The organism is Streptomyces sp. bgisy130, from assembly GCF_057708345.1.
In genome coordinates this window covers 18,358-40,879 of the sequence record NZ_JBYISA010000018.1, presented here as the reverse complement: position 1 = coordinate 40,879, position 22,522 = coordinate 18,358, and the positions used below count along the sequence as shown (strand labels likewise).

General features: G+C 72.5%; 20 protein-coding genes. 7 read left to right on the top strand and 13 right to left on the bottom strand.

What is annotated here, in order from left to right:
• Positions 1–801: 801 nt before the first annotated feature.
• Entirely contained in the window at positions 802–1,449 is a 648-nt protein-coding gene (locus tag AC3EUV_RS22650; protein ID WP_042156052.1) for a TetR family transcriptional regulator, read from the top strand.
• A 213-nt stretch (positions 1,450–1,662) separates the two neighbouring features.
• Here the strand turns inward: AC3EUV_RS22650 and AC3EUV_RS22645 are convergent, their stop codons facing one another.
• From AC3EUV_RS22645 to AC3EUV_RS22630, 4 genes are all read right to left on the bottom strand, one after another.
• A complete protein-coding gene (locus AC3EUV_RS22645; RefSeq protein WP_432143025.1) occupies positions 1,663–2,133 on the bottom strand; it encodes a nitroreductase family deazaflavin-dependent oxidoreductase in 471 nt (156 codons plus the stop codon).
• Positions 2,133–3,488, bottom strand: a complete 1,356-nt coding sequence (locus AC3EUV_RS22640) for an acyl-CoA dehydrogenase family protein (RefSeq protein WP_435603736.1) — start codon at positions 3,486–3,488, stop codon at positions 2,133–2,135. Before AC3EUV_RS22640 ends, AC3EUV_RS22645 begins: the two co-directional genes overlap by 1 nt.
• A gap of 208 nt (positions 3,489–3,696) precedes the next feature.
• Positions 3,697–4,200 (bottom strand): allene oxide cyclase barrel-like domain-containing protein, encoded by a 504-nt coding sequence (locus AC3EUV_RS22635; protein ID WP_432143023.1) that lies wholly within the window; start codon positions 4,198–4,200, stop codon positions 3,697–3,699.
• A gap of 209 nt (positions 4,201–4,409) precedes the next feature.
• The gene (locus tag AC3EUV_RS22630) at positions 4,410–5,999 is read right to left on the bottom strand and encodes an IPT/TIG domain-containing protein (RefSeq protein WP_435603735.1); all 1,590 of its coding nucleotides are present in this window, start codon (positions 5,997–5,999) and stop codon (positions 4,410–4,412) included.
• Positions 6,000–6,393: 394 nt separating this feature from the next.
• Between AC3EUV_RS22630 and AC3EUV_RS22625 the strand changes: the two genes are divergently transcribed.
• Positions 6,394–7,578, top strand: coding sequence for a thiolase C-terminal domain-containing protein (locus tag AC3EUV_RS22625; protein ID WP_435603734.1), 1,185 nt, complete (start codon positions 6,394–6,396; stop codon positions 7,576–7,578).
• A 135-nt stretch (positions 7,579–7,713) separates the two neighbouring features.
• Here the strand turns inward: AC3EUV_RS22625 and AC3EUV_RS22620 are convergent, their stop codons facing one another.
• Positions 7,714–8,487 (bottom strand): VOC family protein, encoded by a 774-nt coding sequence (locus tag AC3EUV_RS22620; protein WP_432143020.1) that lies wholly within the window; start codon positions 8,485–8,487, stop codon positions 7,714–7,716.
• Between the two features lie 266 nt (positions 8,488–8,753).
• On the opposite strand from AC3EUV_RS22620, the gene AC3EUV_RS22615 reads away from it, so the two are divergent.
• A complete protein-coding gene (locus AC3EUV_RS22615; protein WP_435603733.1) occupies positions 8,754–10,151 on the top strand; it encodes an FAD-dependent monooxygenase in 1,398 nt (465 codons plus the stop codon).
• A 1-nt stretch (position 10,152) separates the two neighbouring features.
• Positions 10,153–10,887, top strand: coding sequence for a pyridoxine/pyridoxamine 5'-phosphate oxidase (locus AC3EUV_RS22610; protein WP_432143017.1), 735 nt, complete (start codon positions 10,153–10,155; stop codon positions 10,885–10,887).
• An 81-nt stretch (positions 10,888–10,968) separates the two neighbouring features.
• On the opposite strand, the gene AC3EUV_RS22605 is transcribed toward AC3EUV_RS22610, so the two are convergent.
• Together AC3EUV_RS22605 and AC3EUV_RS22600 are read right to left on the bottom strand one after the other, a co-directional pair.
• Positions 10,969–11,457, bottom strand: a complete 489-nt coding sequence (locus tag AC3EUV_RS22605; RefSeq protein ID WP_432143016.1) for a GNAT family N-acetyltransferase — start codon at positions 11,455–11,457, stop codon at positions 10,969–10,971.
• A gap of 129 nt (positions 11,458–11,586) precedes the next feature.
• On the bottom strand, positions 11,587–12,060 hold the full coding sequence (locus AC3EUV_RS22600) for a Zn-ribbon domain-containing OB-fold protein (RefSeq protein WP_432143015.1): 474 nt from the start codon (positions 12,058–12,060) through the stop codon (positions 11,587–11,589).
• A 383-nt stretch (positions 12,061–12,443) separates the two neighbouring features.
• On the opposite strand from AC3EUV_RS22600, the gene AC3EUV_RS22595 reads away from it, so the two are divergent.
• On the top strand, positions 12,444–14,699 hold the full coding sequence (locus AC3EUV_RS22595) for an acetate--CoA ligase family protein (RefSeq protein WP_435603732.1): 2,256 nt from the start codon (positions 12,444–12,446) through the stop codon (positions 14,697–14,699).
• Positions 14,700–14,862: 163 nt separating this feature from the next.
• Positions 14,863–15,765, top strand: a complete 903-nt coding sequence (locus tag AC3EUV_RS22590) for an enoyl-CoA hydratase/isomerase family protein (protein ID WP_435603731.1) — start codon at positions 14,863–14,865, stop codon at positions 15,763–15,765.
• Positions 15,766–15,789: 24 nt separating this feature from the next.
• On the opposite strand, the gene AC3EUV_RS22585 is transcribed toward AC3EUV_RS22590, so the two are convergent.
• Together AC3EUV_RS22585 and AC3EUV_RS22580 are read right to left on the bottom strand one after the other, a co-directional pair.
• On the bottom strand, positions 15,790–16,437 hold the full coding sequence (locus AC3EUV_RS22585; protein WP_432143012.1) for a hypothetical protein: 648 nt from the start codon (positions 16,435–16,437) through the stop codon (positions 15,790–15,792).
• Positions 16,438–16,445: 8 nt separating this feature from the next.
• Positions 16,446–17,030, bottom strand: coding sequence for an RNA polymerase sigma factor (locus AC3EUV_RS22580; RefSeq protein ID WP_432143011.1), 585 nt, complete (start codon positions 17,028–17,030; stop codon positions 16,446–16,448).
• Positions 17,031–17,225: 195 nt separating this feature from the next.
• On the opposite strand from AC3EUV_RS22580, the gene AC3EUV_RS22575 reads away from it, so the two are divergent.
• Positions 17,226–17,861, top strand: coding sequence for a flavin reductase family protein (locus AC3EUV_RS22575; RefSeq protein ID WP_432143010.1), 636 nt, complete (start codon positions 17,226–17,228; stop codon positions 17,859–17,861).
• Between the two features lie 50 nt (positions 17,862–17,911).
• Here AC3EUV_RS22575 and AC3EUV_RS22570 read toward each other — a convergent pair whose 3' ends face one another.
• From AC3EUV_RS22570 to AC3EUV_RS22555, 4 genes are all read right to left on the bottom strand, one after another.
• Positions 17,912–18,565, bottom strand: a complete 654-nt coding sequence (locus tag AC3EUV_RS22570; RefSeq protein ID WP_432143009.1) for a hypothetical protein — start codon at positions 18,563–18,565, stop codon at positions 17,912–17,914.
• Positions 18,566–18,653: 88 nt separating this feature from the next.
• A complete protein-coding gene (locus AC3EUV_RS22565) occupies positions 18,654–19,985 on the bottom strand; it encodes an MFS transporter (RefSeq protein ID WP_435603730.1) in 1,332 nt (443 codons plus the stop codon).
• Between the two features lie 82 nt (positions 19,986–20,067).
• On the bottom strand, positions 20,068–21,138 hold the full coding sequence (locus AC3EUV_RS22560; protein ID WP_432143007.1) for a Zn-dependent alcohol dehydrogenase: 1,071 nt from the start codon (positions 21,136–21,138) through the stop codon (positions 20,068–20,070).
• Positions 21,138–22,328, bottom strand: a complete 1,191-nt coding sequence (locus AC3EUV_RS22555) for an acyl-CoA dehydrogenase family protein (protein ID WP_435603729.1) — start codon at positions 22,326–22,328, stop codon at positions 21,138–21,140. The genes AC3EUV_RS22560 and AC3EUV_RS22555 overlap by 1 nt, the downstream gene beginning before the upstream one ends.
• Positions 22,329–22,522 lie beyond the last annotated feature (194 nt).

Here is a 22,522-nt window from a genome sequence, read left to right as displayed (position 1 = left end):
GAGCCGACGGTTGCGAACCCGGGGCCTGTCCGCCGTGTCACGGCATCCCTCCCCCAACCCGCTCCGGTCCCGTTACCCGATGTCACCCCACCCCGCCTGACGTGCTCCGATACGTCCGCCGACGGGCGATTGACCACAGGGTTACCGATCGGTTCCGGGTCCCCTGCGCGGGGCACCGCCAACTCTCTGGACGTTCACCACCCCGTTTGACGCGCACATGAGGAAATTGGTTGACCCCTCGGCGCATCCGGTGGCCGCGGCGGCCGGATCCATGCCGTTCCACCGGCCGCACGCACCCATCCCCCACCGGCCCTGCCCTCCCCGTCGTCGCTTGCCGCCCCAGGCCCCAATTCTGCGCGTTCGAAGGTCATTTCGGCGCCAGCGCGCCGGGCGTGGCGCCTTGATTGCTGCACGGGCAGCAGAAAACCCCCGCTGCCACGGCGGCCATATGTCCAAGCTAGCGCCGGTTCGCGTAGTCCGCCCGGCAGGAATTCGAACGGGGAATCGAATCCGGCGGTGCCGGAAGGGGGCGGCCGGACCGGCGGAAGAGAGGCCGTGAGGCCCAACCGGCGGTCGTCGGCATGCACTTGCCGCACGGAGGGTGACCGCTTATCCACCAAAGTTGTCCACAGGCTGTTGATAACACTGTTCACTGGTTCGGACCAAGCGGTGCCATACGAGCCGTGACCGCGGCCGGGCCCGTAACCAAGGCACTCCCCGGGGCCATGCACCCTTAACTCCCCCATCCCCATTTGCAGGCAGCCAAATCGCGCTCCGATCACCCCTCGGTAAGCTGACGGCATGACAGGACAAGTTCGAACCGTCGACGGCAGAGTTGCCGGCCGCCGCGGACAGGCGACGCGGCAAAAGCTTCTCGACTGCCTCAGTGAAATGCTCAGTTCGTCCCCCTATCGGGACGTCAAGGTCATCGATGTAGCCCGAAAAGCGGGGACTTCACCCGCAACGTTCTATCAGTACTTCCCGGACGTCGAGGGCGCCGTCCTCGAAATCGCCGAGGAGATGGCCAAAGAAGGCGCCACTCTGACCGATCTTGTCGCCGGACGCTCCTGGGTGGGCAAATCCGCCTGGCAGGCCGCGGAAGATCTGGTCGAGGGCTTTCTCTCCTTCTGGCGCAAGCACGACGCGATTCTGCGCGTCGTCGACCTGGGCGCGGCCGAAGGCGACAAGCGTTTCTACAAGATCCGCATGAAGATCCTGAATGCCGTCACCAACTCCCTTACGGACTCCATCAAGGACCTTCAGAGCAAGAACAAGGTCGACAAGGACGTGAGCCCGGCCGCCATCGCCGGCTCGATGGTCGCCATGCTGGCGGCGGTCGCCGCCCACCAGAAGGGCTTCCAGAGCTGGGGCGTCAAACAGGCCGAGCTCAAGCCGAATCTGGCGCTGCTGGTGCACCTCGGTGTCACCGGAAAGAAGCCGACCAAATAACGAAGCCACCGCGATAGCAGTCGGGGAAGCGGCCGGAGAAGCCGCCGCGCCTCGAAGTCCCGGTGCCCCCGGGACGGTTCGCCATCGGTCCTGTGTCCGTCCTGCCATAGCTGTACACCACACGCAGCGGGCGCCGCGCGGCCCCTAGGGGTTCGGCACGGCGCCCGCTGCGCGTGGGCGGCCCACCGGCCGCCGCACTGCGCCCCGCTCCGGTCAGCGCCGCTCCAGCCGGAACAGCCGGATCTCCCGCGTCACCCGCGCCTGATACGCCGCGTACGGAGGCCAGAGCGCCAGCGCCGCCCGCCAGGCCCGCGCCCGCTCCTCACCGGACAGCAACCGGGCCCGCACCGGTATGTCCCGGCCCCGCCAACTCACCTCGGCCTCCGGATTCTTGAGCAGATTCCCGGTCCAGGCCGGATGCCCCGGCCGCCCGAAATTGCTGCCGACCAGCAGCCAGCCGCCGTCTTCCTCCGGTACGCACGCCAGCGGGGTACGCCGCGGAAGCCCGCTCCTGGCACCGGTCGCGGTCAGCACCACTCCGGGCAGCATCCGGGCGCTGAGCAGCACCTTTCCGCGGGTCAGCCGGTGTATCGCGCGGTCCAGCGCGGGGATGACGTACGGCGCGGTCCGGGCGAACGCACGGGTCGCGGAGACCTTCATGAGCAACCGCTCACCCGGGCGCATCAGACCTCCACCGCCTCCGGCGCCCGGCCCGGGGCCGGCGCCCCGTCCGGCTCCCCCGCCCCGTCCGGGAACAGCCCCGCCTCCTCGGCGGCCCGCGCCCGGAGCCGGTGCACGGGCCCCAGCAGCAGTTCGTCGCAGGCCGCCCGCTTGAAGTACAGCTGCGCCTCGTGTTCCCAGGTGAAGCCGATACCGCCGTGCAGCTGCACCGCCTCGGCCGCCACCGCCCGCAGGGCCTCCAGCGCCTGGGCGAGCGCCAGCGCCCCCACGCCGGGCCCGGCGGCGCCGGCGCTCTCGGGCGCGGACCGTCCGCCGCCCGCCGACCAGGCCGCGTAGTACGCCGCCGAGCGGGCCGCCTGGAGCGCCACATACAGATCGGCGAGCCGGTGCTGCACCGCCTGGAAGGAGCCGATGGGCCGGCCGAACTGCACCCGCTGCTGTACGTGGGCGACGGTACGGGCCAGCGCCGTATCGGCCGCGCCCACCGCCTCGGCCGCCAGTGCCGCGGCCGCCACCGGCCCCGTCGCGGCGAGCGCTTGGGCCACCGCCGCCGCGTCGCCGTCCCCCTCGCCCAGCAACTCGGCCGGTACCTCGCGCAGTTCGAGGCGGGCCTGCGGCCGGGTCTCGTCCATGGCGGTCTGCCGGGTCCGCAGCAGACCGGGCACCCCGGACCCCGCGCCGGGCCGGGCCCCGCCCTCGTCCGCCGCCCGTACGAGAAAGAGCAGGGTGCGGCTCCGCGCGAAGCCACCGGTGTGCGCGGCCACCACGAGCACCTCCGCGGTGTGCCCGTTGAGCACCTGGCTTGCCTCGCCGTACAGCCGCCAGCCGCCGCCCACCGGCCGCCCGCCGTTCCGCGACGGGGCCGCCGCCTCCTCCTCCGGCACTCTCCGCGCCTGGATGCCGCCGGCCCGGCCGCCACCCGCCCAGGCGCCGTCGTTCGGCCCGGTCAGCGCCAGTGCGGTGGCGAGCTGTCCGCCGGGCACGACCAGCGTCGCGGTCAGTTCCCCGGCGGCGAGGGCCGGGAGCAGGGCGGTGCGCTGGCGCTCGCTGCCCAGCGCGAGGAGGAGCGGGGCGGCCAGCGCGGCGGTCGCGATCAGCGGTGCGGGAAGGACGACACGGCCGGTCTCCTCGCAGGCCAGGGCGAGTTCGGTGGGCCCGCAGCCCACCCCTCCGTACGCCGTGGGCAGCGCCAGACCGGGCAGACCGAGCCGGCCGGCGAGCTGCTGCCACAGCTCGGTGTCGTACCCCGGTGGGGTGCGTACCGCCGCCTTGACCTCGTCCGGACCGCAGCGCTTGAGCAGCAGTTCGCGCAGCGTACGGCGGATTTCGTGCTGCTCCTCGGTGAACGCGGCATCCATCGGCGGGCTCCTCCCGGCCGTGCGACAACGCCCGTCCGGTCCGACGGGCCCCCCGCTTCAGATCTGACGGGCCGTCATAGTAGGGACGGGGGGTGCACTTTCCTAGGCCGGGTTCGCAAAGTCGTCGGGGCCGGGGGCCTGGGACGCCGGGGCGCAGGGCGGAGCCGGGCCGCGTCACCGTGGCCCGGCTCGCCTGGCTCGCCGCCGGTCAGCGGATGAGGTGAACGGTGAGGTTGGTCTCGGTGTCACTGACGTTGACGGCGTGGATGTTGCCGTGGGCCGTGCGGAAACGCCCGGTGCCGCCGGTGATCGCGAGGTCGATGTCGCCGGGGCCGGCGGAGGTGACGGTGAACCGGCCCTGCGCGGTGATCTGCCCCAGGGGGAGCGCGAGTACGGGCGCGCACTGGAGGTCGAACTCATCGCCCGGAGCGGTCCGGGTCAGCGTGCAGATCTCGCTGTAGGTGCCGACCGGGATGCCGGCGCGCAACAGGTTCCCGCTGATGACGAATTCATCGCCCTGGCTGGGCCCGCCCGATCCGTCCACATCGACGAACGTGCCCTGGGTCTGCTTGGCGACCAGCTGAAAGGTCTCCTCGTGCGGGGGAAAGGAATCGGCGCCTGCGCCGCCGGCCGCGGAGGCCGCGGGTGCGCAGAAAAGGAGGGCCGACATTCCGGTGGCCGCGCTCAGCACGATCTGCTTGAAGGGACGCACAGTTTTCTCCTCTGGGACTGGAAGGGAATTGCTCTGACGCGCTGCCGTGAGGTGCTCTCATTCCCGGTCGGCGCTCGCGTGGACGGCAGGGCCCCGCGACTCCGGCCCGGCCCGTCGGCCGGGATTCCGGTCGGCCGGAAACTCGGTGTGCCGGTGCCGCGCGGCCCGTAGGGGTCCGCCCGGCCGGGCCGTGCGGCCCGTCCGGCGGATCAGATGCCGGGACCGCCGATGTAGGTGAACGATCCGGTGGGGCTGTCAACGGGGCCGGTGACCGTGACCGGGACGGTGCCGGCGGCGCCGCTGGGCGGGGACGTGGCGGACACGGTGGTGTCGGAGACGATCTCGAAGGGCGCCGGGATGCCGTTGAAGGTGACCTGCTCGGTGTAGGACAGGCCGGTGCCGGTGATCGTGACGACGGTGCCGCCCGAGGTCGGCCCCGAATTGGGGCTGATGTCGGTGACGGTGGAGGAACCGACGTAGGTGTAGGTCAGGCCCTGGACGCTGCCGCCGGCGGTGCGCACGGTGACGGGGACGCCGCCGGGCCCCGGGGCCGTGCTGGCCCGGACGGTGATCTCGGTGTCGGAGACACTCTGGATCACGGCACGGCTGGTGCCGAAGTACACATCGATCGCCCCGGCGAGGTTGCGGCCGGTGAGGGTGATCTCGTCGTCGCTGCCGGCGACCGGCCCCGAGTCGGGGCTGATGCCGGTGAGGGCGGGCAGCGGCGTGTAGTAGAAGGTGCCGAGGGTGCCGGTGCCGCCCGCGGTGGTGACCGTCACGGGGACGGCACCCGATCCGGCGGGCTCGGTGACGGTCAGCGAGGTATCCGTATTGGCGGTGATGCCGGCCTGCACGGTACCGAAGCGCACGGCGGTGGCGTTGGCCAGGTGGTGCCCGGTCACCGTCACGGTCGCACCGCCCGCTGTGGACCCCTGGTCGGGCAGCACGGTCGTCGCGAGCACGCTGACGGTGCCGGCCTCGGAGTTGACGACGTAGGCGTGCGTCCCGTCGGGGTGGATGACGAGGCCGGACGGGCCGGCGCCCACCCCGACGTTCTCGACGGCGGTATGGGTGGCGGTGTCGATCACGCTCACCGTGTCCGGGAGCGAATTCGCCACCAGGACATGGGCGTTGTCCGGGGTCACCGCCAGGAAGCGCGGCTGGGCGCTGACCCCGATGGTGTCGATGACGGTGTTGGTGGCGGTGTCGACCACACTCACCGTGGAGCTGCCGGCATTGGTGACATAGACGCGGGCCCCATCGGGGGTGAGCGCCAGCAGGATGGGGACATCGCCGGCCGTAATCGTCGTCGTGACGGTGTTCGTGGCGGTATCGATCACTCTGACGCTGCCCGAGAAGCACGCCACGTAGGCACGGGTCCCGTCCGGCGTGATGACTACGCCGGTCCCCCCGGCCCCGACGGGGACCGTGTCGGTGACGGTGTTGGTGGCCGTGTCGATCACGCTCACCGTGGTGCCGGCCTGCTGTGTCACGTAGACGCGGGTGCCGTCCGGGGTGACCGCCGCCATCGTTGGTCCCGCCCCTACGGGGATGTCCGCGACGAGGGCGTTCGTGGCGGTGTCGAGCACGCTGACGAGACCGGCGTCGGCGACGGTCACATATCCGCGAGTGCCGTCCGGGCTGAGGGCCACGAAGTCGGGACCGGCCCCCGTGGGAATGGTGGCCGTGACGGTGTCGGTGACGGTGTCGATCACGCTGACCGTGTCCGAGCCCCGGTTGGCGACATAGGCGCGGGCACCGTCCGGCGAAAGGGTAATTCCCTGGGGTAGCACACCCACCGGAATCACCGCGCCCGCCACAAATGCGGCACGCAATCCGGGACTTCGCGCCGGTGCGGGCGTCGAAATGTGTGGAGTAAAGGCGAACATGACACTCCCTTAGGCAGGCGGGAACGTTCTTCGTCCCGCACACGGAAATGTCTGCTCCGCCGCATGGGCAAACAGCGAGCAGTCAGCCGGCCGGGAACCGGCCGGTGAAATGCACAAAGCGATGTGAGAATACCGTCCCCCGGAAGTCATTTGAAGGCCACGACAAAGCTCCGATTCTCGGATAATCGCTTTAAGTCGGCCTCTGAGGGCGGCGGGGCCACGGCGGCGCGGCGGTGCGGCGGGACCTCCGGAGCGGCATCCCGCACCCTGCCCGCCCCGCCAGATCTGATGTACCGTCAGATTCATGACCTCAGGGACCACTTACGGGAATCGCAAGGTCGCCGTCGCCGGAGTCGCCCTGTCCGACTGCGGACGCGTGGACCGGGCCACCCCGTACGCCCTGCACGCCCAGGCCGCCCGCCGGGCACTCGCCGACAGCGGGCTGGACCGTTCGGTGATCGACGGCTTCGCCTCGGCAGGGCTGGGCACCCTCGCGCCCGTCGAGGTCGCCGAGTACCTGGGGCTGCACCCCACCTGGGTCGACTCGACGTCGGTGGGCGGCGCCACCTGGGAAGTGCTCGCCGCGCACGCCGCCGACGCGATCGCCGCCGGCCATGCCAACGCGGTACTCCTGGTCTACGGCTCCACCGCCCGCGCCGACATCAGGGCCGGGCGGCGCACCGCGAACCTGTCCTTCGGCGCCCGTGGCCCGCTCCAGTTCGAGGTCCCCTACGGGCACACCCTGATCGCCAAATACGCCATGGCCGCCCGCCGCCATATGCACCAATACGGCACCACCCTGGAGCAGTTGGCCCAGGTCGCGGTGCAGGCACGCGCCAACGCGGCGACGAATCCGGACGCCCTGTACCGCGACCCGATCACCGTCGACGACGTGCTGGACGGACCGTTGATCGCCGACCCGTTCACCAAACTGCACTGCTGCATCCGCTCCGACGGCGGCTGCGCGGTCCTGCTCGTCGCCGAGGACTACGTCCCCGACCTGGCCAAACCCCCGGTATGGGTGCTCGGTTCGGGCACCGCGGTGTCCCACACCACCATGTCGGAGTGGGACGACTTCACCGTCTCCCCCGCGGCGGTCTCCGGCCGGCTGGCCTTCGACCGCGCCGGGGTCCGCCCCGCCGATATCGACCTCGCCGAGATCTACGACGCCTTCACCTATATGACCCTGGTGACGCTGGAGGACCTGGGCTTCTGCGCCAAGGGCGAGGGTGGCGCGTTCGCCGGGAAGGGACGGCTACTGCGGGACGGCGAGCTGCCGGTCAACACCGACGGCGGCGGGCTGGCCGCCTGCCACCCCGGGATGCGGGGGCTGTTCCTGCTGGTCGAGGCGGTACGCCAGCTCCGCGGCGAGGCCGGCCCGGACCGCCAGGTACACAAACCCGGCGGCCGGCTGCCCCAGCTCGCGGTCGCCTCCGGCACGGGCGGCTGGTTCTGTTCGTCGGGGACGGTGGTGTTGGGGCGGGGGTGAGGCGGGGCTCGCAGCGGCCTCGGGAGGCCGGGGCCCGGCGGGAGCCCCGGCGGGGACTCGCGGGCGGACCCGGGGCCGGGGTCGGGGCCGGGCCCGGGGCCGGGGCCGGAGGGGGTCCCGGAGCGCGGCCGTTGCTCAGTCTGCGGCCGGGCGGGTGCCGATGCTGAAGGCCGTGCCGAAGGGGTCGGTGAGCGCGGCCATGCGGGCGTACGGGGCGTCCTCGGGGGTGCCGGCCGTGCCGCCGGCGGCGACGGCGCGGGCCGCCACTTCGTCCGTGTCCGCCACCTCGAACACGGTCTGCCAGCGGGAGGCGGGGGCCGCGGGTTCGCCGAAGACGCCGCCGATCTCATGGCCGTCGGGACGCCGCAGGAAGGTGAAGTCGAAGTCGGGGAGATCGTCGTTGCCGTCGAGCATGAAGCCGAAGACGGCGGCGTAGAAGCGGCGGGCGGGCTCGGGGTCCGGGGCCGCGAGGTCGTTGCGGATCAGTGCGCTGGGCTCGTTGACCAGCTCACAGCCCGGCAGCGTACGTCCCTGCCAGAGCCCGAAGCGGGCACCAACGGGGTCCGTGACGACGGCCGTACGGGCCAGCCCCGCCACGTCCGCGGGCGGCACCGTCACCGTCCCGCCGCACTCGACGCTCCGCTTGACCGCCGCGTCGCAGTCGTCCGTGGCGAGGTACGGCAGCCACCAGGACTCGCCCTCGACGTCCGCGGCGGAGACGGGCCGCAGGGCCGCCACCCGCCGGCCGCGCAGCAGACACAGGGTGTAGGGGCCGGTCGCCGCCGACCGCTCCTCGTACTCCCAGCCGAACAGCGCGCGATAGAACTCCTTCGCCCGGTCGAGGTCGGGGACCCCGAGATCGATCCAAGTCGGCGTACCGAACGGCTGATTGCTGCTGATCTCGCTCAACGTCTGCTCCTTCGCAGTGCCATTGCCCGTACCGACGGTAGGGAGCATCTAGGACAGAGCGTGTCCTAGAGCGCGAAGCAGGCCCGAACGCCTCTCGCGCCCACCTTGAACAGACGCCGTAGCTTCATATACAAGCGTCATAGACAAGCGTTTAAGACGCTCGTATAGTTCGGGGTGCCGGTCGGCGAACGCACCACGACCGAGCGCGCCGCGGCCGCGTGGCGCAGTGCATGCAGGAGCACCACGACCCCGAAGGGAACCCCGCCATGTCCGGCACCGTTTCGCCGTCCCCTCGCACCAGCCCCCGGACCGTGCTGATTTCCGGCGCGAGCATCGCCGGTCCGGCGCTCGCCCACTGGCTGCACCGCTACGGCTTCGCGGTGACCGTCGTCGAGCGCGCCCCCGAGCTGCGGACCGGCGGCTACAAGGTCGATATCCGCGGTGCGGCGGTCGAGGTCGCCGAACGGATGGGAATCCTGGCGGACATCCAGCGCGCCAGTACGGACATGCGGACCGGCGCGTATGTGAACGACGACGGCAAGCGGATCGCCACCCTCCCCGCCGCCATCTTCGGCGCCCGGGTCGGCCGGGACGACGAGATCATGCGGGGCGACCTGGCGCGCATCCTCTACGAACGCACCCGGGCGGACGTCGAGTACGTCTTCGGCGACTCGATCACGTCCCTCACCGAGCGGCCGGACGAGCACGGCCACGGTCGCGGCTCCGACGGCACCGGCGGCGTGGACGTCACCTTCGAGCGCGGTGCGCCCCGCCGCTTCGACCTCGTTGTCGGGGCGGACGGAGTGCACTCGAACGTCCGGCGGCTGGCCTTCGGCCCCGAGGAGCAGTTCGTACGGCACCTCGGGGCGTATATCTCCGCGTTCTCGCTGCCGAACGAACTCGCTCTGGACCGCGAGGAGTTGTACCACGCGGTACCCGGCAGGCTGAGCTGCGTCTACAGCTCGGCCGGAGACCCGGCCGCCAAGGGCATGCTCACCTTCCGCTCGCCGCGGCTGGCCTACGCCCGGCAGCCCGACCGGCAACTGGCGCTGCTCGACGCCGCGTTCAAGGATGTCGGCGTCCGCCCGTCCGAAGGCTGGACGCAGATCCCCCGGCTGCTCGAAGCGGCCCGCGCGGCGGACGACTTCTACTTCGACGGGCTCCAGCTGATCGAGATGGACCGCTGGTCGCGCGGCCGGGTGGTGCTGCTCGGCGACGCCGCGCACTGCGCCTCACCGGCCTCGGGACAGGGCACGGGGATGGCGCTGGTCGGCGCGTATGTGCTGGCGGGGGAGCTGGCGGTGGCCGGCCGCGGGCCGGAGGAGGCGTTCGAGCGCTACGAGAGCGAGCTACGCGGCTATGTCGCGGTCAATCACGCGTTGGCCGAGAAGTTCGCGAAGGACATGACGGCGGACACCCGGCGGCAGATCCGGTTCCGGCATCTGATGCTGCGGATCCTGCCGTACATGCCATGGAAGAACCTGGTCGCGAAGAAGATCGCCGAGGACGTGCAGCGGGGCGCCAACGCGATCACCCTCAAGGACCATCCGGCGCCGGCCGCGGCCACCGGGCATGCTCCGGCCGCGGGGCACGCTCCCGCCACCGGGCACGCTCCCGCTCCCGGACACCCTCCGGCCGCCGGAAGCCCGACGTACGCTGCCTGACATGAACGATCACCCCGCGCACCAGGACCTACCGGACGACGGCCCCGCCGGCACCCCGGCGCACCATGCCGAGGACGCGGACGCCCAGGCGTTCCGCGAGCTGCTGCGCGGGCTGCGGGTCTGGGATGTCGCACTGCCGACGTTCGACCCGGCGGCGGCCCCGGCCGAGCCGCTCCCGCTGTTCCGGCAGTGGCTGCGGGAGGCCGCCGAGGCCGGTGTTCCCGAGCCGCACACCATGACGCTCGCCACGGCGGACGCGGCCGGCACCCCCTCCGTACGGACCCTGATGCTGCACGACGCCGATGCGCGCGGCTGGCACTTCGCCTCGCACCGCGGCAGCCGCAAGGGCCGCGAGCTGGCCGTGCGGCCCCGGGCGGCGCTCGGGTTCTACTGGCCGGCGGTCGGCCGCCAGGTGCGGGTCAGCGGGCCGGTGACCGTGGCGGGTCCCGAGGAGAGCGCGGCCGATCTGCACCACCGCTCGACGGGCGCGCTGGCCGCGGCCCTGGTCGGCCGGCAGAGCGAGGTGCTCGGCTCGGCCGAGGAGCTGGCGCGCGCCTCGGAGGCGGCGTGGGAGCGCGCCCGGCGCGAGCCCGAGGCCCCGGTGCCGAGCTGGACGCTGTATGTGCTGCGCCCCGAGGAGGTCGAGTTCTTCCAGGGCGATGCGCAGCGTCGGCACGTACGGCTCAACTACCGCTATGAGGGCGGTCGTTGGGCACAGGAGCTGCTCTGGCCGTGAGGCGCGGATGGCGGCGGGCGGTGCGGGCGGCGGTGGGCGGCGCGCACGGCGGCGGGCGGCGCGGGAGGCGGCCGCCGGCCCTCACAGCTGCTGATACATGATGTGCAGCCCCACATAGCCCTTGGTGGGGTGCCGGAAGCCCTCGGGGAGAGTCGTCATGATCTGGAAGCCCAGCGACTTCCAGAGCGCGACGGCGCCGGTGTTGGTCTCCACTACGGCGTTGAACTGCATCGCGCGGTAGCCCTCAGCGCGGGCCCAGGCCAGGACGTGTTCACCCAGGGCCCGGCCGACTCCGCGGCCGCCGTACTGCGGGTCGACCATGAAACTGGCGCTGGCGATGTGCGAGGCGCCGCCCATGTGGTTGGGGTTCATCTTGGCCGTACCGAGGACCGTGCCGGAGTCGTCGACGGCGACGACCGTGCGGCCGGGCGGCGTCAGCAGCCAGCTCTCGCGGGCCGTCGCCTCGTCCATGTCCTGCGGATAGGTATAGGTCTCCCCGGCCGCCACGATGGCGTGGAAGAAGGGCCAGATGGCGGGCCAGTCGGCCGCGGTCGCCTCACGGATCAGCACGGCCACAGCATGCCTCGGGGCCGGCGGGGGCGCCACCGGAAATCGCCGGGGGAGGCGGGGGCTGTGGTTGGGCTCCACTGACCGGGGCCGGGACTCCGGGGGCGGGGCCGCGCCCCCCGGGGCGCGGATTCACGCCGGGCGGAAGACGGGGACGGCGATCACGGCGCCCTCGGCCCCGCCGCCACCCTCGTCCGCGCCCGCACCCACACCCACACCCACACCCGCACCCCGGAAGTGCACCAACAGCGGCATCCCGATCCGTAGCTCCGGCTCCGGGCAGTCGGTGATCTCGGTCATCATCCGGGGGCCTTCGGCGAGATCGACCACGGCCGCGACGTACGGGACCCGGTCGCCGAACGGCGGGAGATCGTTACGGTGCACGACCGACCAGGTATAGAGGGTGGCGCGGCCGGTGGCCGGCTCCCAGCCGACGTCCTCGCTCCAGCAGTACGGACAGAACTCGCGCGGGTAGTGGTGGGCCGCACCGCAGCCCTCGGCCCGGCAGCGGCGCAGCAGCAGCCGCCCCTCGGCCGCCGCGTCCCAATACGGCCGGGTGAAGTCGTCCACCTCCGGCAGATCGAACCGCGCGGCGCTCCGTGCCACGCCACCCGCCACACCCCGGCTCCCCGTACTCCGCGCCTCCGCACTCCGCGTCTCCGTACCAGCCCTGGCCCTCACCGGAACACCCCCAGCACCTCGTCGAACGACCATGCCTGCCGGCTCCTCACGAGCAGGGAGACAACCGAGACAACCCGTCCCTGACGGTACGTCAGTTCAACCGAAGCCGAGCCGGACGCGCAAGGGGACCGCACGATCCACCCGGGACCGGCAGCGGGCAACGGACGGCGGGCAGTGGGCAGCGGGCAGCGGGCAACCAAGGGCCGCACAAGCTTTCCCCTGCAACCCCATAGCTGACATGGCGTCAGTTCAGTAATCTGACTATGCGTCAGTTATGGAGAGCCGTCACACAGGAGCGGGCGTCTGCGATGCTTGGATCGACTCACGGCACCCTCACCACTCACTCCCGGCCGGCCCGCGTCGTGGCCTGTGGGGAGCAACCACCACACACCGTCCACGGCATGAGTGAACCGCATCGCGACGGCGGGGGCCAGGGCGCCTGCCCCGTCGACCGGGATGTCAGCGGCCGTCCGCTGCACGCGCCCGTGCCCGACCTGGACCGGTTCTTCCGGCCCGAGTCCGTGGCGGTGATCGGCGCCTCGGACACCGAGGGCCGTCCCAATACCGGCATCACCCGTCAGCTGATCGCCTGGGCGGAACGGGTCGGTGCCCGGCTGCACCCCGTCAATCCGGGACGCACCGAGGTCTTCGGGCGGCCCTGCCATGCCTCCCTCGCCGATCTGCCGGAGCCCGTCGATCTCGCGGTCCTCCTGGTCGGCGACCCGCTGCCGGTCATCGAGCAACTCGCCGAGGCCAAGGTGAAGTTCGCGGTCGCCTTCGCCTCCGGGTTCGCGGAGACCGGCGAGCGGGGTGCGGCCGCCCAGGAGCGGCTGGCCGAGGCCGTCGCCCGCTCCGGGCTGCGGCTGCTCGGCCCGAACACCAACCTCAACGCCTTCGAGAAGTTCCGTACGGACCTGGACGGGCCGGCCATCGCCCTGATCACCCAGTCAGGCCACCAGGGCCGTCCCGTCTTCAGCCTCCAGGAGCTGGGCATCCGCCTCTCGCACTGGGCGCCCACCGGCAACGAGGCCGATCTGGAGACCGCCGACTTCCTCTCCTACTTCGCCACCCGCCCCGAGGTCGGGGCCATCGCGGCGTATGTGGAAGGGCTCAAGGACGGCCGCAGCTTTCTGCTGGCCGCCGACCGGGCCGCCCGTAACAAGGTGCCCGTCGTCGCCGTCAAGGTCGGCCGCACCGAGACCGGCGCCCGCACGGCCGCCTCGCACACCGGCAAGCTCACCGGCGCGGACGAGGTCGTGGACGCCGCGATGCGGCAGTTCGGGGTGATCCGGGTCGACGGGCTCGACGAGCTTCAGGACACCGCGGCGCTGCTGGCCCGCGCCAGGAAGCCCACCGCCGAGGGCGTCGCCGTCTATTCGATCTCCGGTGGCACCGGCGCCCACTTCTCCGACCTGGCGACCGCGGCCGGCCTGCGGCTGCCCACCCTCGGCGCCGCCAAGCAGGCCGAACTGCACCAGTGGATACCGGAGTACCTGCACGTCGCCAATCCGGTCGACAACGGCGGGCATCCGGTCGGCGACTGGCGCGGCCGCAAGATCCTCGACGCGATCCTGGCCGACCCCGCCATCGGCGTACTGATCTGTCCGATCACCGGCCCCTTCCCACCGATGAGCGACAAGCTCGCGCAGGATCTGGTGGACGCGGCGGAGCAGACGGACAAGCTGGTGTGTGTGGTGTGGGGCTCGCCGGTCGGCACGGAGGACGCCTACCGCCGTACCCTCCTCGGCTCCTCGCGGGTGGCGACCTTCCGCACCTTCGCCAACTGCATCACCGCTGTCCGCGCCTACCTCGACCACCACCGCTTCGTCGACGGTTACCGCTCGCCCTTCGACGACGCCCCGCGCGTCCTGTCCCCGTCCGCGCGCAAGGCACAGGCCCTGATGCGGCCGGGCCAGCAGCTCAGCGAGCACGCGGCGAAGCAGCTGCTGCGCGCCTACGGCATCCGGGTCCCGCGGGAACAGCTGGTGACCAGCGCGGCGGCGGCCGTACGGGCCGCGAGCCTGGTCGGCTATCCCGTGGTCATGAAGGCTTCCGGGCCGCAGCTCGCGCACAAGACCGAACTCGGCCTGGTCAAGGTCCAGCTGACCTCGGCCAGCCAGGTCCGGGACGCCTATCGCGAGCTCACCGACATCGCGCGCTACGAAGACGTGCCGCTGGACGGGGTGCTGGTCTGCCAGATGATCGAGCGGGGCATCGAGATGGTCGTCGGCGTCACCCGGGACAGCCTCTTCGGGCCGACCGTGACCGTCGGCCTCGGCGGGGTGCTGGTGGAGGTGCTGCGGGACGTCGTGGTGGGCGTACCGCCCTTCGGGGAGGACCAGGCGCGCGCGATGCTCGACGAACTCCGCGGCCGGGCCCTCCTGGACGGTGTGCGCGGGGCGCCGCCCGCGGACCTCGACGCGCTGGTCGAGACCGTCCTGAGAGTGCAGCGGATGGCGCTGGAACTCGGTGATGAACTCGCCGAGCTGGACATCAATCCGCTGGTGGTGCTGCCGCGCGGACAGGGCGCCGTGGCCCTCGACGCGCTCGCCGTCTGCCGTTGAGCACACCCGTACCCACACCCACACCCACGCCCGCACCCATGCCCAGGCCCGCGCCCAGGCCGTGGGCCGCCACCTCGCCGGCCGCCGTGCCCGCCCCGACCGCACCCTCTGGAGCCGCTCCCCCATGTCGCCCTCACCGTCCCCCGGTTCCGTTCCCCCCGCCGTGCCCGACGAGCCCGCCGGCCCCGCCACCCGCGCGGAACCCGTCGACACCGTCGACACCGTCGATACGGTCGATACCGCCGATGCCGCCGATGCCGCCGATGCCGCCGATGCCGCCGATTCATTGATACTGCACGCCACTGACAACGGCGTCTCGTGGCTGACCCTGAACCGGCCCGACGCGATGAACGCCGTCACCTGGGACCAGCGCGAACGCCTCATCGGCCGGCTCGCCGACGCCTCGGCCGACCCCGATGTCCGGGCCGTCGTGCTCACCGCGACCGGCAAGGGCTTCTGCGCCGGCGCCGATCTGCGCGGCGGGCCGCCGGCCGGCGAGCGGGTCGCCGGTGATGTCGCCCGGATGATCCGGGGCGGCGCCCAGCGGCTCATCACGGCGGTGCTGGACTGCGAAAAGCCGGTCATCGCCGCCGTCAACGGCACCGCGGCCGGGCTCGGCGCCCATCTCGCGCTCGCCTGCGACCTGGTGCTGGCCGCCGAATCGGCCCGGTTCATCGAGGTGTTCGTCCGCCGTGGCCTGGTCCCGGACGGCGGTGGCGCCTACCTCCTGCCGCGGCTGATCGGCCCGCAGCGCGCCAAGGAGCTGATGTTCTTCGGGGACGCCCTGTCGGCCGCCGAAGCGGAACGGCTGGGTCTGGTCAACCGGGTCGTGCCGGACGGCGAGCTGGCGAAGACGGCCCGGGAGTGGGCCGAGCGGCTGGCGGCCGGCCCGACCCGCGCACTGGCCCTGACCAAACAGCTGGTCAACGCCTCGCTCGACAGCGACCGGAGCGCGGCCTTCGCCGCCGAGGCCACCGCCCAGGAGATCAATATGACGACGGCGGACGCACAGGAGGGCGTCGCCTCCTTCGTGGCGCGCCGCCGCCCGGAGTTCCGGGGCCGCTGACCTCCCACAGCCCGCACGGGGGGCCTACTCTTCCGAACACTCCGGTACCTCACGGGTGTTCCGCGTCCGCACCCCCGGCAGCCAGCCCCGCACCCCCTGCCCGCTGGTCACCAGATACCAGCGGGTGGAGGTGATGCCCGCCTCGTCGCGGACCATCCGGCCGTCCGTCGCCACACAGCGCGCGGCCAGCACATCGCCGTGCCAGACCCGGCCGGCGGAGTTGCCGCGCGCGGCGTACTTGGCGCGCGGATCCTTGGCCAGCCGCAGCGCGCACTCCAGGGAACGGCCCGTGCGGCAGGCCCGTTCGCTGTTGTAGACGGTGATCTTCACCGTCGGGGTCGGCCCCGCCGGCCGTACGGAGACGGGCCCGGGGCGCACCAGCCACCACACCCCCAGTGCCACCGCGGCCACCGCCGCCGCCACGACGAGCACGACCATCCGCGGCCGCCTTCCGGGCAGCGGCACCACGGCGGGTGCCGGTGCGGTGCCCGGCTCCCGGATGCGGTCCCACAGGCCGGGCGGTGTCTCGATCTGTTCGTCCGCGAGCCGCAGTCGGGCGCGCAGCAGCGCCTCGGCATCGTCCCCGCCGCCGTCGCCCCGGCCACCGCCGTGGCCCGGGCCGTCACCGCCCGCCGCGCCCGCACCGCCGTCGTACCGTGGCCCCACGTCCACCGTGCCGCTCACCTCCCGGCCTGCCCGTGCTCCGATTCAACGAGGTAGGCGCGCAGCCTGTCCAGCGCGCGGGCGCGATGGCGGGCGGCGGTGCCCCGATGCACCTTCATGATCTTCGCGGCCTGGTCGATGGTGTAGCCGTCGAGGTCGACGAGGATGACGATGCCGGCCTGCCGGTGCGACAACTTCCCCAACAGGCGCACCGCTTCGATCTCGGACTGCCGCCGCTCCACCCCGCCGTCCCAGCCGCCGGGCGCCCCACCGGACGCGCCACCGGCGCCGCCGCCCGCACCGGCCTCCTCGACGCCCTCCATGCCGTCGACCAGCACCTGGCGCCGGTCCTTGCGGTAGGCGTCGCGGGCGACGTTGAGGACGGCGGTGAAGGCATAGGCATAGGGCTCGGGATGGGCCAGGAAGCGCTGGGGGCGGGCCGCGAGTTTGAGATAGGCCTCGTGCACCACGTCCTCCGCGGACTGTCTCGATCCGGCCAGCATCACCGCCCTTCGGTACAGCCGGGGCAGCAGCCCGCAGAAGACCTCGTCGAAGGTGGGTGACGCGGCAGACGAAGCTGATGGCGCTCTCGCATCGGCCATGTACCGGAACTCTCCCCCGTGCTCGGCTACGGACGCGGCCGCAGTGGACGCTACCCGCGCGGACGACACGCAATCAGGAATCCAGCCCCCAATCTCCCCTGAATCCACCGCGGATCATCCCGGAAGCACGGGAAACCACACCTGCGGGTGGCGCCCGCTCCGCACGCCTTCACATCTGACACTCCATCAGATTCAATGGGAGACATGATGGGACATGCGGGAATGGCGGCCACGGTCGTGCGGTACCTACGCTCCGTCGGTGCGCCCACCACGGCGGCCGCACCGTCCCCTGCCACCGCGCTGCCGCGGCCCGCGCTGCGTGCCGTGGGCGAGGACGAGCGCGCCCCTCTTGACCCGGCGGAATTCCGCTCCGTACTGGGGCACTTCGCCAGCGGCGTCACGGTGATCACGGCCCCCGGGGAGCCAGGCCCGGCCGGGTTCGCCTGCCAGTCCTTCGCCTCGCTCTCCCTCGACCCGCCGCTGGTGACGTTCATGGTGGCGCGCACGTCGACCACCTGGCCGCGGATCGCCCGCGCCGGGGTCTTCTGCGTCAATGTGCTCGGCGCCGGCCAGGGCGAGCTCTGCCGCGGGTTCGCGGTCAGCGGCGGCGACAAGTTCGCGGGGGTCCCCTACGGGGCCGCGCCGGTGACCGGTTCACCGCGGCTGGCGGACGTCCCCGCCTGGATCGACTGCACGGTCCAGGCCGTCCACACCGGCGGCGACCACCTCATCGTGGTCGGCCGCGTCGAAGCACTCGGCACCGACCCGGCCGCCGCCGGAAACGGCCCGCTCCTCTTCCACCGGGGAGCCTTCGGGCACTTCGCCCCGTGAGGGCGGCGCTACGCCGACGAGCACCGCCCCCCTGGCCCCTCGTACGCGGACTACAGGCCCGTCGCGAGAACGCCTACGCCCAGCACGAACGCGGCCAGGAAGCCGGTGCCCACCACGACGAGCACCAGCCGGACGGTTCGCCGGCCCCCGGCGCCCCGTCCGGCGACCGCGGCGAGCAGCGCCGCGGGAACGGCGGCCGCGCTGAGCGCCAGCCAGCACACGAGGTAGGCCCGCGGCGGCCCCACCGAGCGGGTGAGGAGCGCGAGCACCGTCCCGTACGCCAGGGTCGCTCCGGCCGCGGTGAACGGGGCGGCGGCCACCGTCCACCACCACGTCGGCCGCCCCTGCCACCCTCCCCACCGGGCCGCCCGGCGCGCCAGCGACAGCGTGGGCAGCACCAGGGTGGCCGTCAGCACGAAGCCGGGGAGCGCGCCGAGGACCAGTGCGAACGGCAGCACGAACGCCGCCATGAACCCATTGCCGGACGGGCCCTCCTGGATGAAGGAGTACAGGGTGAGCCCGACCGTCGTGATGACGGCCTCGGCCAGCAGCGCCGCCATCGACACCAGCAGGGTCCGGCCGCTCCAGACCGGGCCGACGGGTTCGGGCTCAGCGGCCCGCCGGTGCGTACCGACCACTCCGCCCGCCCCGCTCCCGTCGGCCTCACCAGCCCCCTCAGCCCTGCCGGCCCCGACCGCCGTCATCCCCATCCCCATCACCCCTCTCACCGGGATGATGCCCCGGGCGGGCGCGCTTCCCACCAACACGGCGCTCTCCGGCCTGTGTTGGTGATCACCCCTGGGCCGCGACCACCCGCCCGCCCCCGGCACCCGCCCGTCCCTCCCGGATGACCAGCGCCATCAGCGCCGCGACGGCGCACAGTGCGCCCGAGGCATACCAGACCGGGTTGTACGTACCGAACGCGTCGCGCGCCAGGCCGCCCAGGAAGGCGATCAGCGCGGCGCCCACCTGGTGGGCGGCCAGCACCCAGCCGAAGACGATCGCGGCGTCGTCCCCGTAGTGCTCGCGGCACAGGGCGAGGGTCGGCGGGACGGTCGCCACCCAGTCGAGACCGTAGAAGACGATGAAGAAGACCATTGGCGGGTGGACGGTGTCGGACAGCAGCAGCGGCAGGAACATCAGCGACAGGCCGCGCAGTCCGTAGTAGGTGGCCAGCAGCCGGCGGGTGTGAAAGCGGTCGGTGAACCAGCCGGACGCGATGGTTCCGGCGATATCGAAGATGCCGATCACCGCGAGCAGCGAGGCGGCCGCCGTCATCGGCATGCCATGGTCGTGCGCCGCGGGCACAAAGTGCGTCTTGACCAGGCCGTTCGTCGTGGCGCCGCAGATCGCGAAGGTGCCCGCCAGCAGCCAGAACGGACCCGTACCGGCCGCCGCGATCAGTGCCCGTACGGCACGCCGGGCCGCGCCCCGCTGCGGCGGCGGCTTGGGGACGAACTCTGCCGCCCCGTACGGCGCGACGCCCACATCCGCCGGGTGGTCGCGCAGCAGCAGCCACACCAGCGGGACGACGGCGAGCGCGGCCAGCGCGACGGTCACCGTGGCCGGCCGCCAGCCGTACCGCTCGATGATCCAGGAGAGGGCCGGGAGGAAGATCAGCTGCCCGGAGGCGCCGGCCGCGGTGAGGATGCCGGTGACCAGCCCGCGCCGGGCGGTGAACCAGCGGCCGGTGACCGTCGCCGCGAGGGCCAGCGCCATCGAGCCGCTGCCCAGACCCACCAGCACGCCCCAGTACAGGACGAGTTGCCAGCTCTCGGTCATGAAGATGGTCAGCCCGGCGCCGGTCGCGATCACCGCCAGGGCGAGCGCCACCACCCGCCGGATGCCGAACCGGTCCATCAGCGCCGCGGCGAACGGCGCCGTCAGCCCGTAGAGCGCGAGGTTCACCGACACCGCGAAGCCGATGGTGCCGCGCGACCAGTGAAACTCAGAGTGCAGCGGCTCGATGAGCAGACCGGGGAGGGAGGCGAAGCCCGCCGCGCCGATGAGGGTGAGGAAGGTGACGGCGGCGACGGACCAGGCCCGGTGCGGGCGGCGCCGGCCGGGCGCGGGGGCAGGGGCGGGGACCACCTCGCGCAGGGGTAGTTCGGGTGTCTGGGTCACCGGAACAGCTTCGTTCGTCACCCCCGGGCGGAACGAGTGGCCGGAAGGCCAGGGTTCCTCAGGATCGGGCCAGCACCAGGCGCTACCCGAAGGTCAGCACCCCCCGGGCCACCCGCCCGTGATGCGCATCGTCCGCCGCCCGCGCGAAGTCCTCCACCGGGTACGTCCGGGTCACCAACTCGTCCAGCAGCAGCCGCCCTTCGCGGTACAGCCGGGCGTACAGCGCGATGTCCCGCTGGGGCCGCGCCGACCCGTAACGGCAGCCCAGGATCGACTTGTCCAGGTACATCGACGACACCAGGAACGACGCCTCCGCGGTGGCCGGCGGCACCCCGAGCAGCACCGCCTGGCCGTGCCGGTCCAGCAGATCGACGGCCTGCCGGATCAGCCGGGTGCTGCCCACACACTCGAAGGCGTGGTCGGCGCCGGTCGGCAGGATCTCCTTCACCGCCTTGACGCTGTCCGCCACCGCCGACGCATCGATGAAGTGCGTCGCCCCGAACTGCCGGGCCACGTCCTCCTTCGCCGGGTTGGCGTCCACCGCCACGATCACCGACGCCCCGGCGATCCGCGCCCCCTGGAGCACATTGAGACCGATCCCACCGGCGCCGATCACCACGACCGAGTCCCCGCGGTCCACCTTCGCCCGGTTGAGCACCGCCCCGACGCCGGTCAGCACCCCGCACCCGATCAGCGCGGCGGAGGTCAGCGGAATATCCTCGGCGATCTTGACGGCCTGCACCGCCTTGACGACCGTACGCTCCGCGAACGCCGAGTTCGACGCGAAGCTGAACAGCTCGCGCTCGCCCCGCCGGAACGGCTTCTGCGGCATCCCGATCGCCTTCCGGCACATCGTCGGCCGCCCCCGGTCACACTCCGCGCATGCCCCGCAGTTGGCCAGCGTCGACAGCGCCACATGGTCGCCGGGCACCACATGCCCGACCCCCGCGCCCACCGCCTCGACCACCCCGGCGCCCTCATGTCCCAGCACCACCGGCACCGGAAACGGAATCGTCCCGTCGATCACCGACAAATCGCTGTGGCACAGCCCCGCGGCCCGGATCCCGACCAGCACCTCGCCCGGCCCCGGGTCCCGCACCGCCAGATCGTCCACGACCCGGGGCTGCTCGCCGTCGAATATGACGCCTCTCATCACCGCTCCAGTCTGGGCAGGCCGAGCACACGCTCGGCGATGATGTTGCGCTGGATCTCGTCCGAGCCGCCGTAGAGGGTGTCGGCCCGGGTGAACAGGAACAGCCGCTGGAGCGCGTCCAGTTCGTACGGCGCCCGCGCACTCCAGTCGACGGGCCCGAGCGCCGCCGCGGCCCCCCGCACCCGCATCGCCAGCTCCCCCAGCCGCTGATGCCAGCCACCCCACAGCAGCTTCGCCACACTCGGCGCCCCCACGTCCCCGGCGGCCCCCAGGGTCCGCAGCGCGTTCCACCGCATGACCTGCAACTCGGCCCACTGCCGTACGAGTTGCTCACTCAGCACCGGATCCCGCAGCGACCCGCAGCGCACCGCCTCAGCGATCACTGCGGCCAGCTCCGCGGCGAACCCGATCTGCTGCACGAGCGTGGACACCCCCCGCTCCCGCGCCAGCAGCCCCATCGCCACCCGCCAGCCCGCGCCCTCCCCGCCCACCACATGCGCGGCCCGCGCCCCGTCGAAGAACACCTCGTTGAACTCCGCGGTCCCCGACATCTGCCGGATCGGCCGCACCTCGATCCGCCCCGGCTGATCCATCGGCACCAGCAAAAAGGACAGCCCCCGGTGCCGCCGCTCCCGCCCATCCGTCCGGGCCAGTACGAAGCACCAGTCGGCCTCCCCGGCCAGCGACGTCCAGATCTTCTGCCCGCTGACCCGATAGCCACCGCCGTCCCGGACCGCCACCGTGCGCAGCCCCGCCAGATCCGACCCCGCCTCCGGCTCGCTGTAGCCCTGGCACCACAGCTCCTCCCCCCGGGCGATGGCCGGCAGAAACCGCCGCCGCTGCGCCTCGTCCCCCACCGCGATCAGCGTCGGCGCCAGCAGATTCTCCCCGATGTGCCCCACCCGCCCCGGCGCCCGGACCCGCGCATACTCCTCGGCCCACACGACCTGCTGGGTCAGACTCCCCACCCGGTTCCCGTACGCCCCCTCCGCACACTCCCACCCGAGCCCGATCCACCCCCCACTCCCCAACTCCCGCTCCCACGCCCGCCGCACCCCGGCCCCCAGATGCTCACTCCCGGGCCCACCCACACCGGCCAACTCGGCGTAAGCACCGACGAGATGCCCCGAAAGCCACTCCCGAGCCTCCGCCCGAAATGCCTCGTCCTCGTCCCCGAACTCAAAGTCCACGCCGACCTCCCACGCCCGCCCCCACCCACCAAAACCAACCCACCCCCGGGAGGGGACGGGCCGGAGGGGCCTGGTGTGTGGACGTAAAGCGAAGCAGTCCACGCACCAGGCCCCGGAGGCCCGTCACCGCACCCCGAAAGCCCCGCGCAGCGGCCCGGCCCGCCGCAGGCGAAAGAACGAGGCCCCCACGGCGG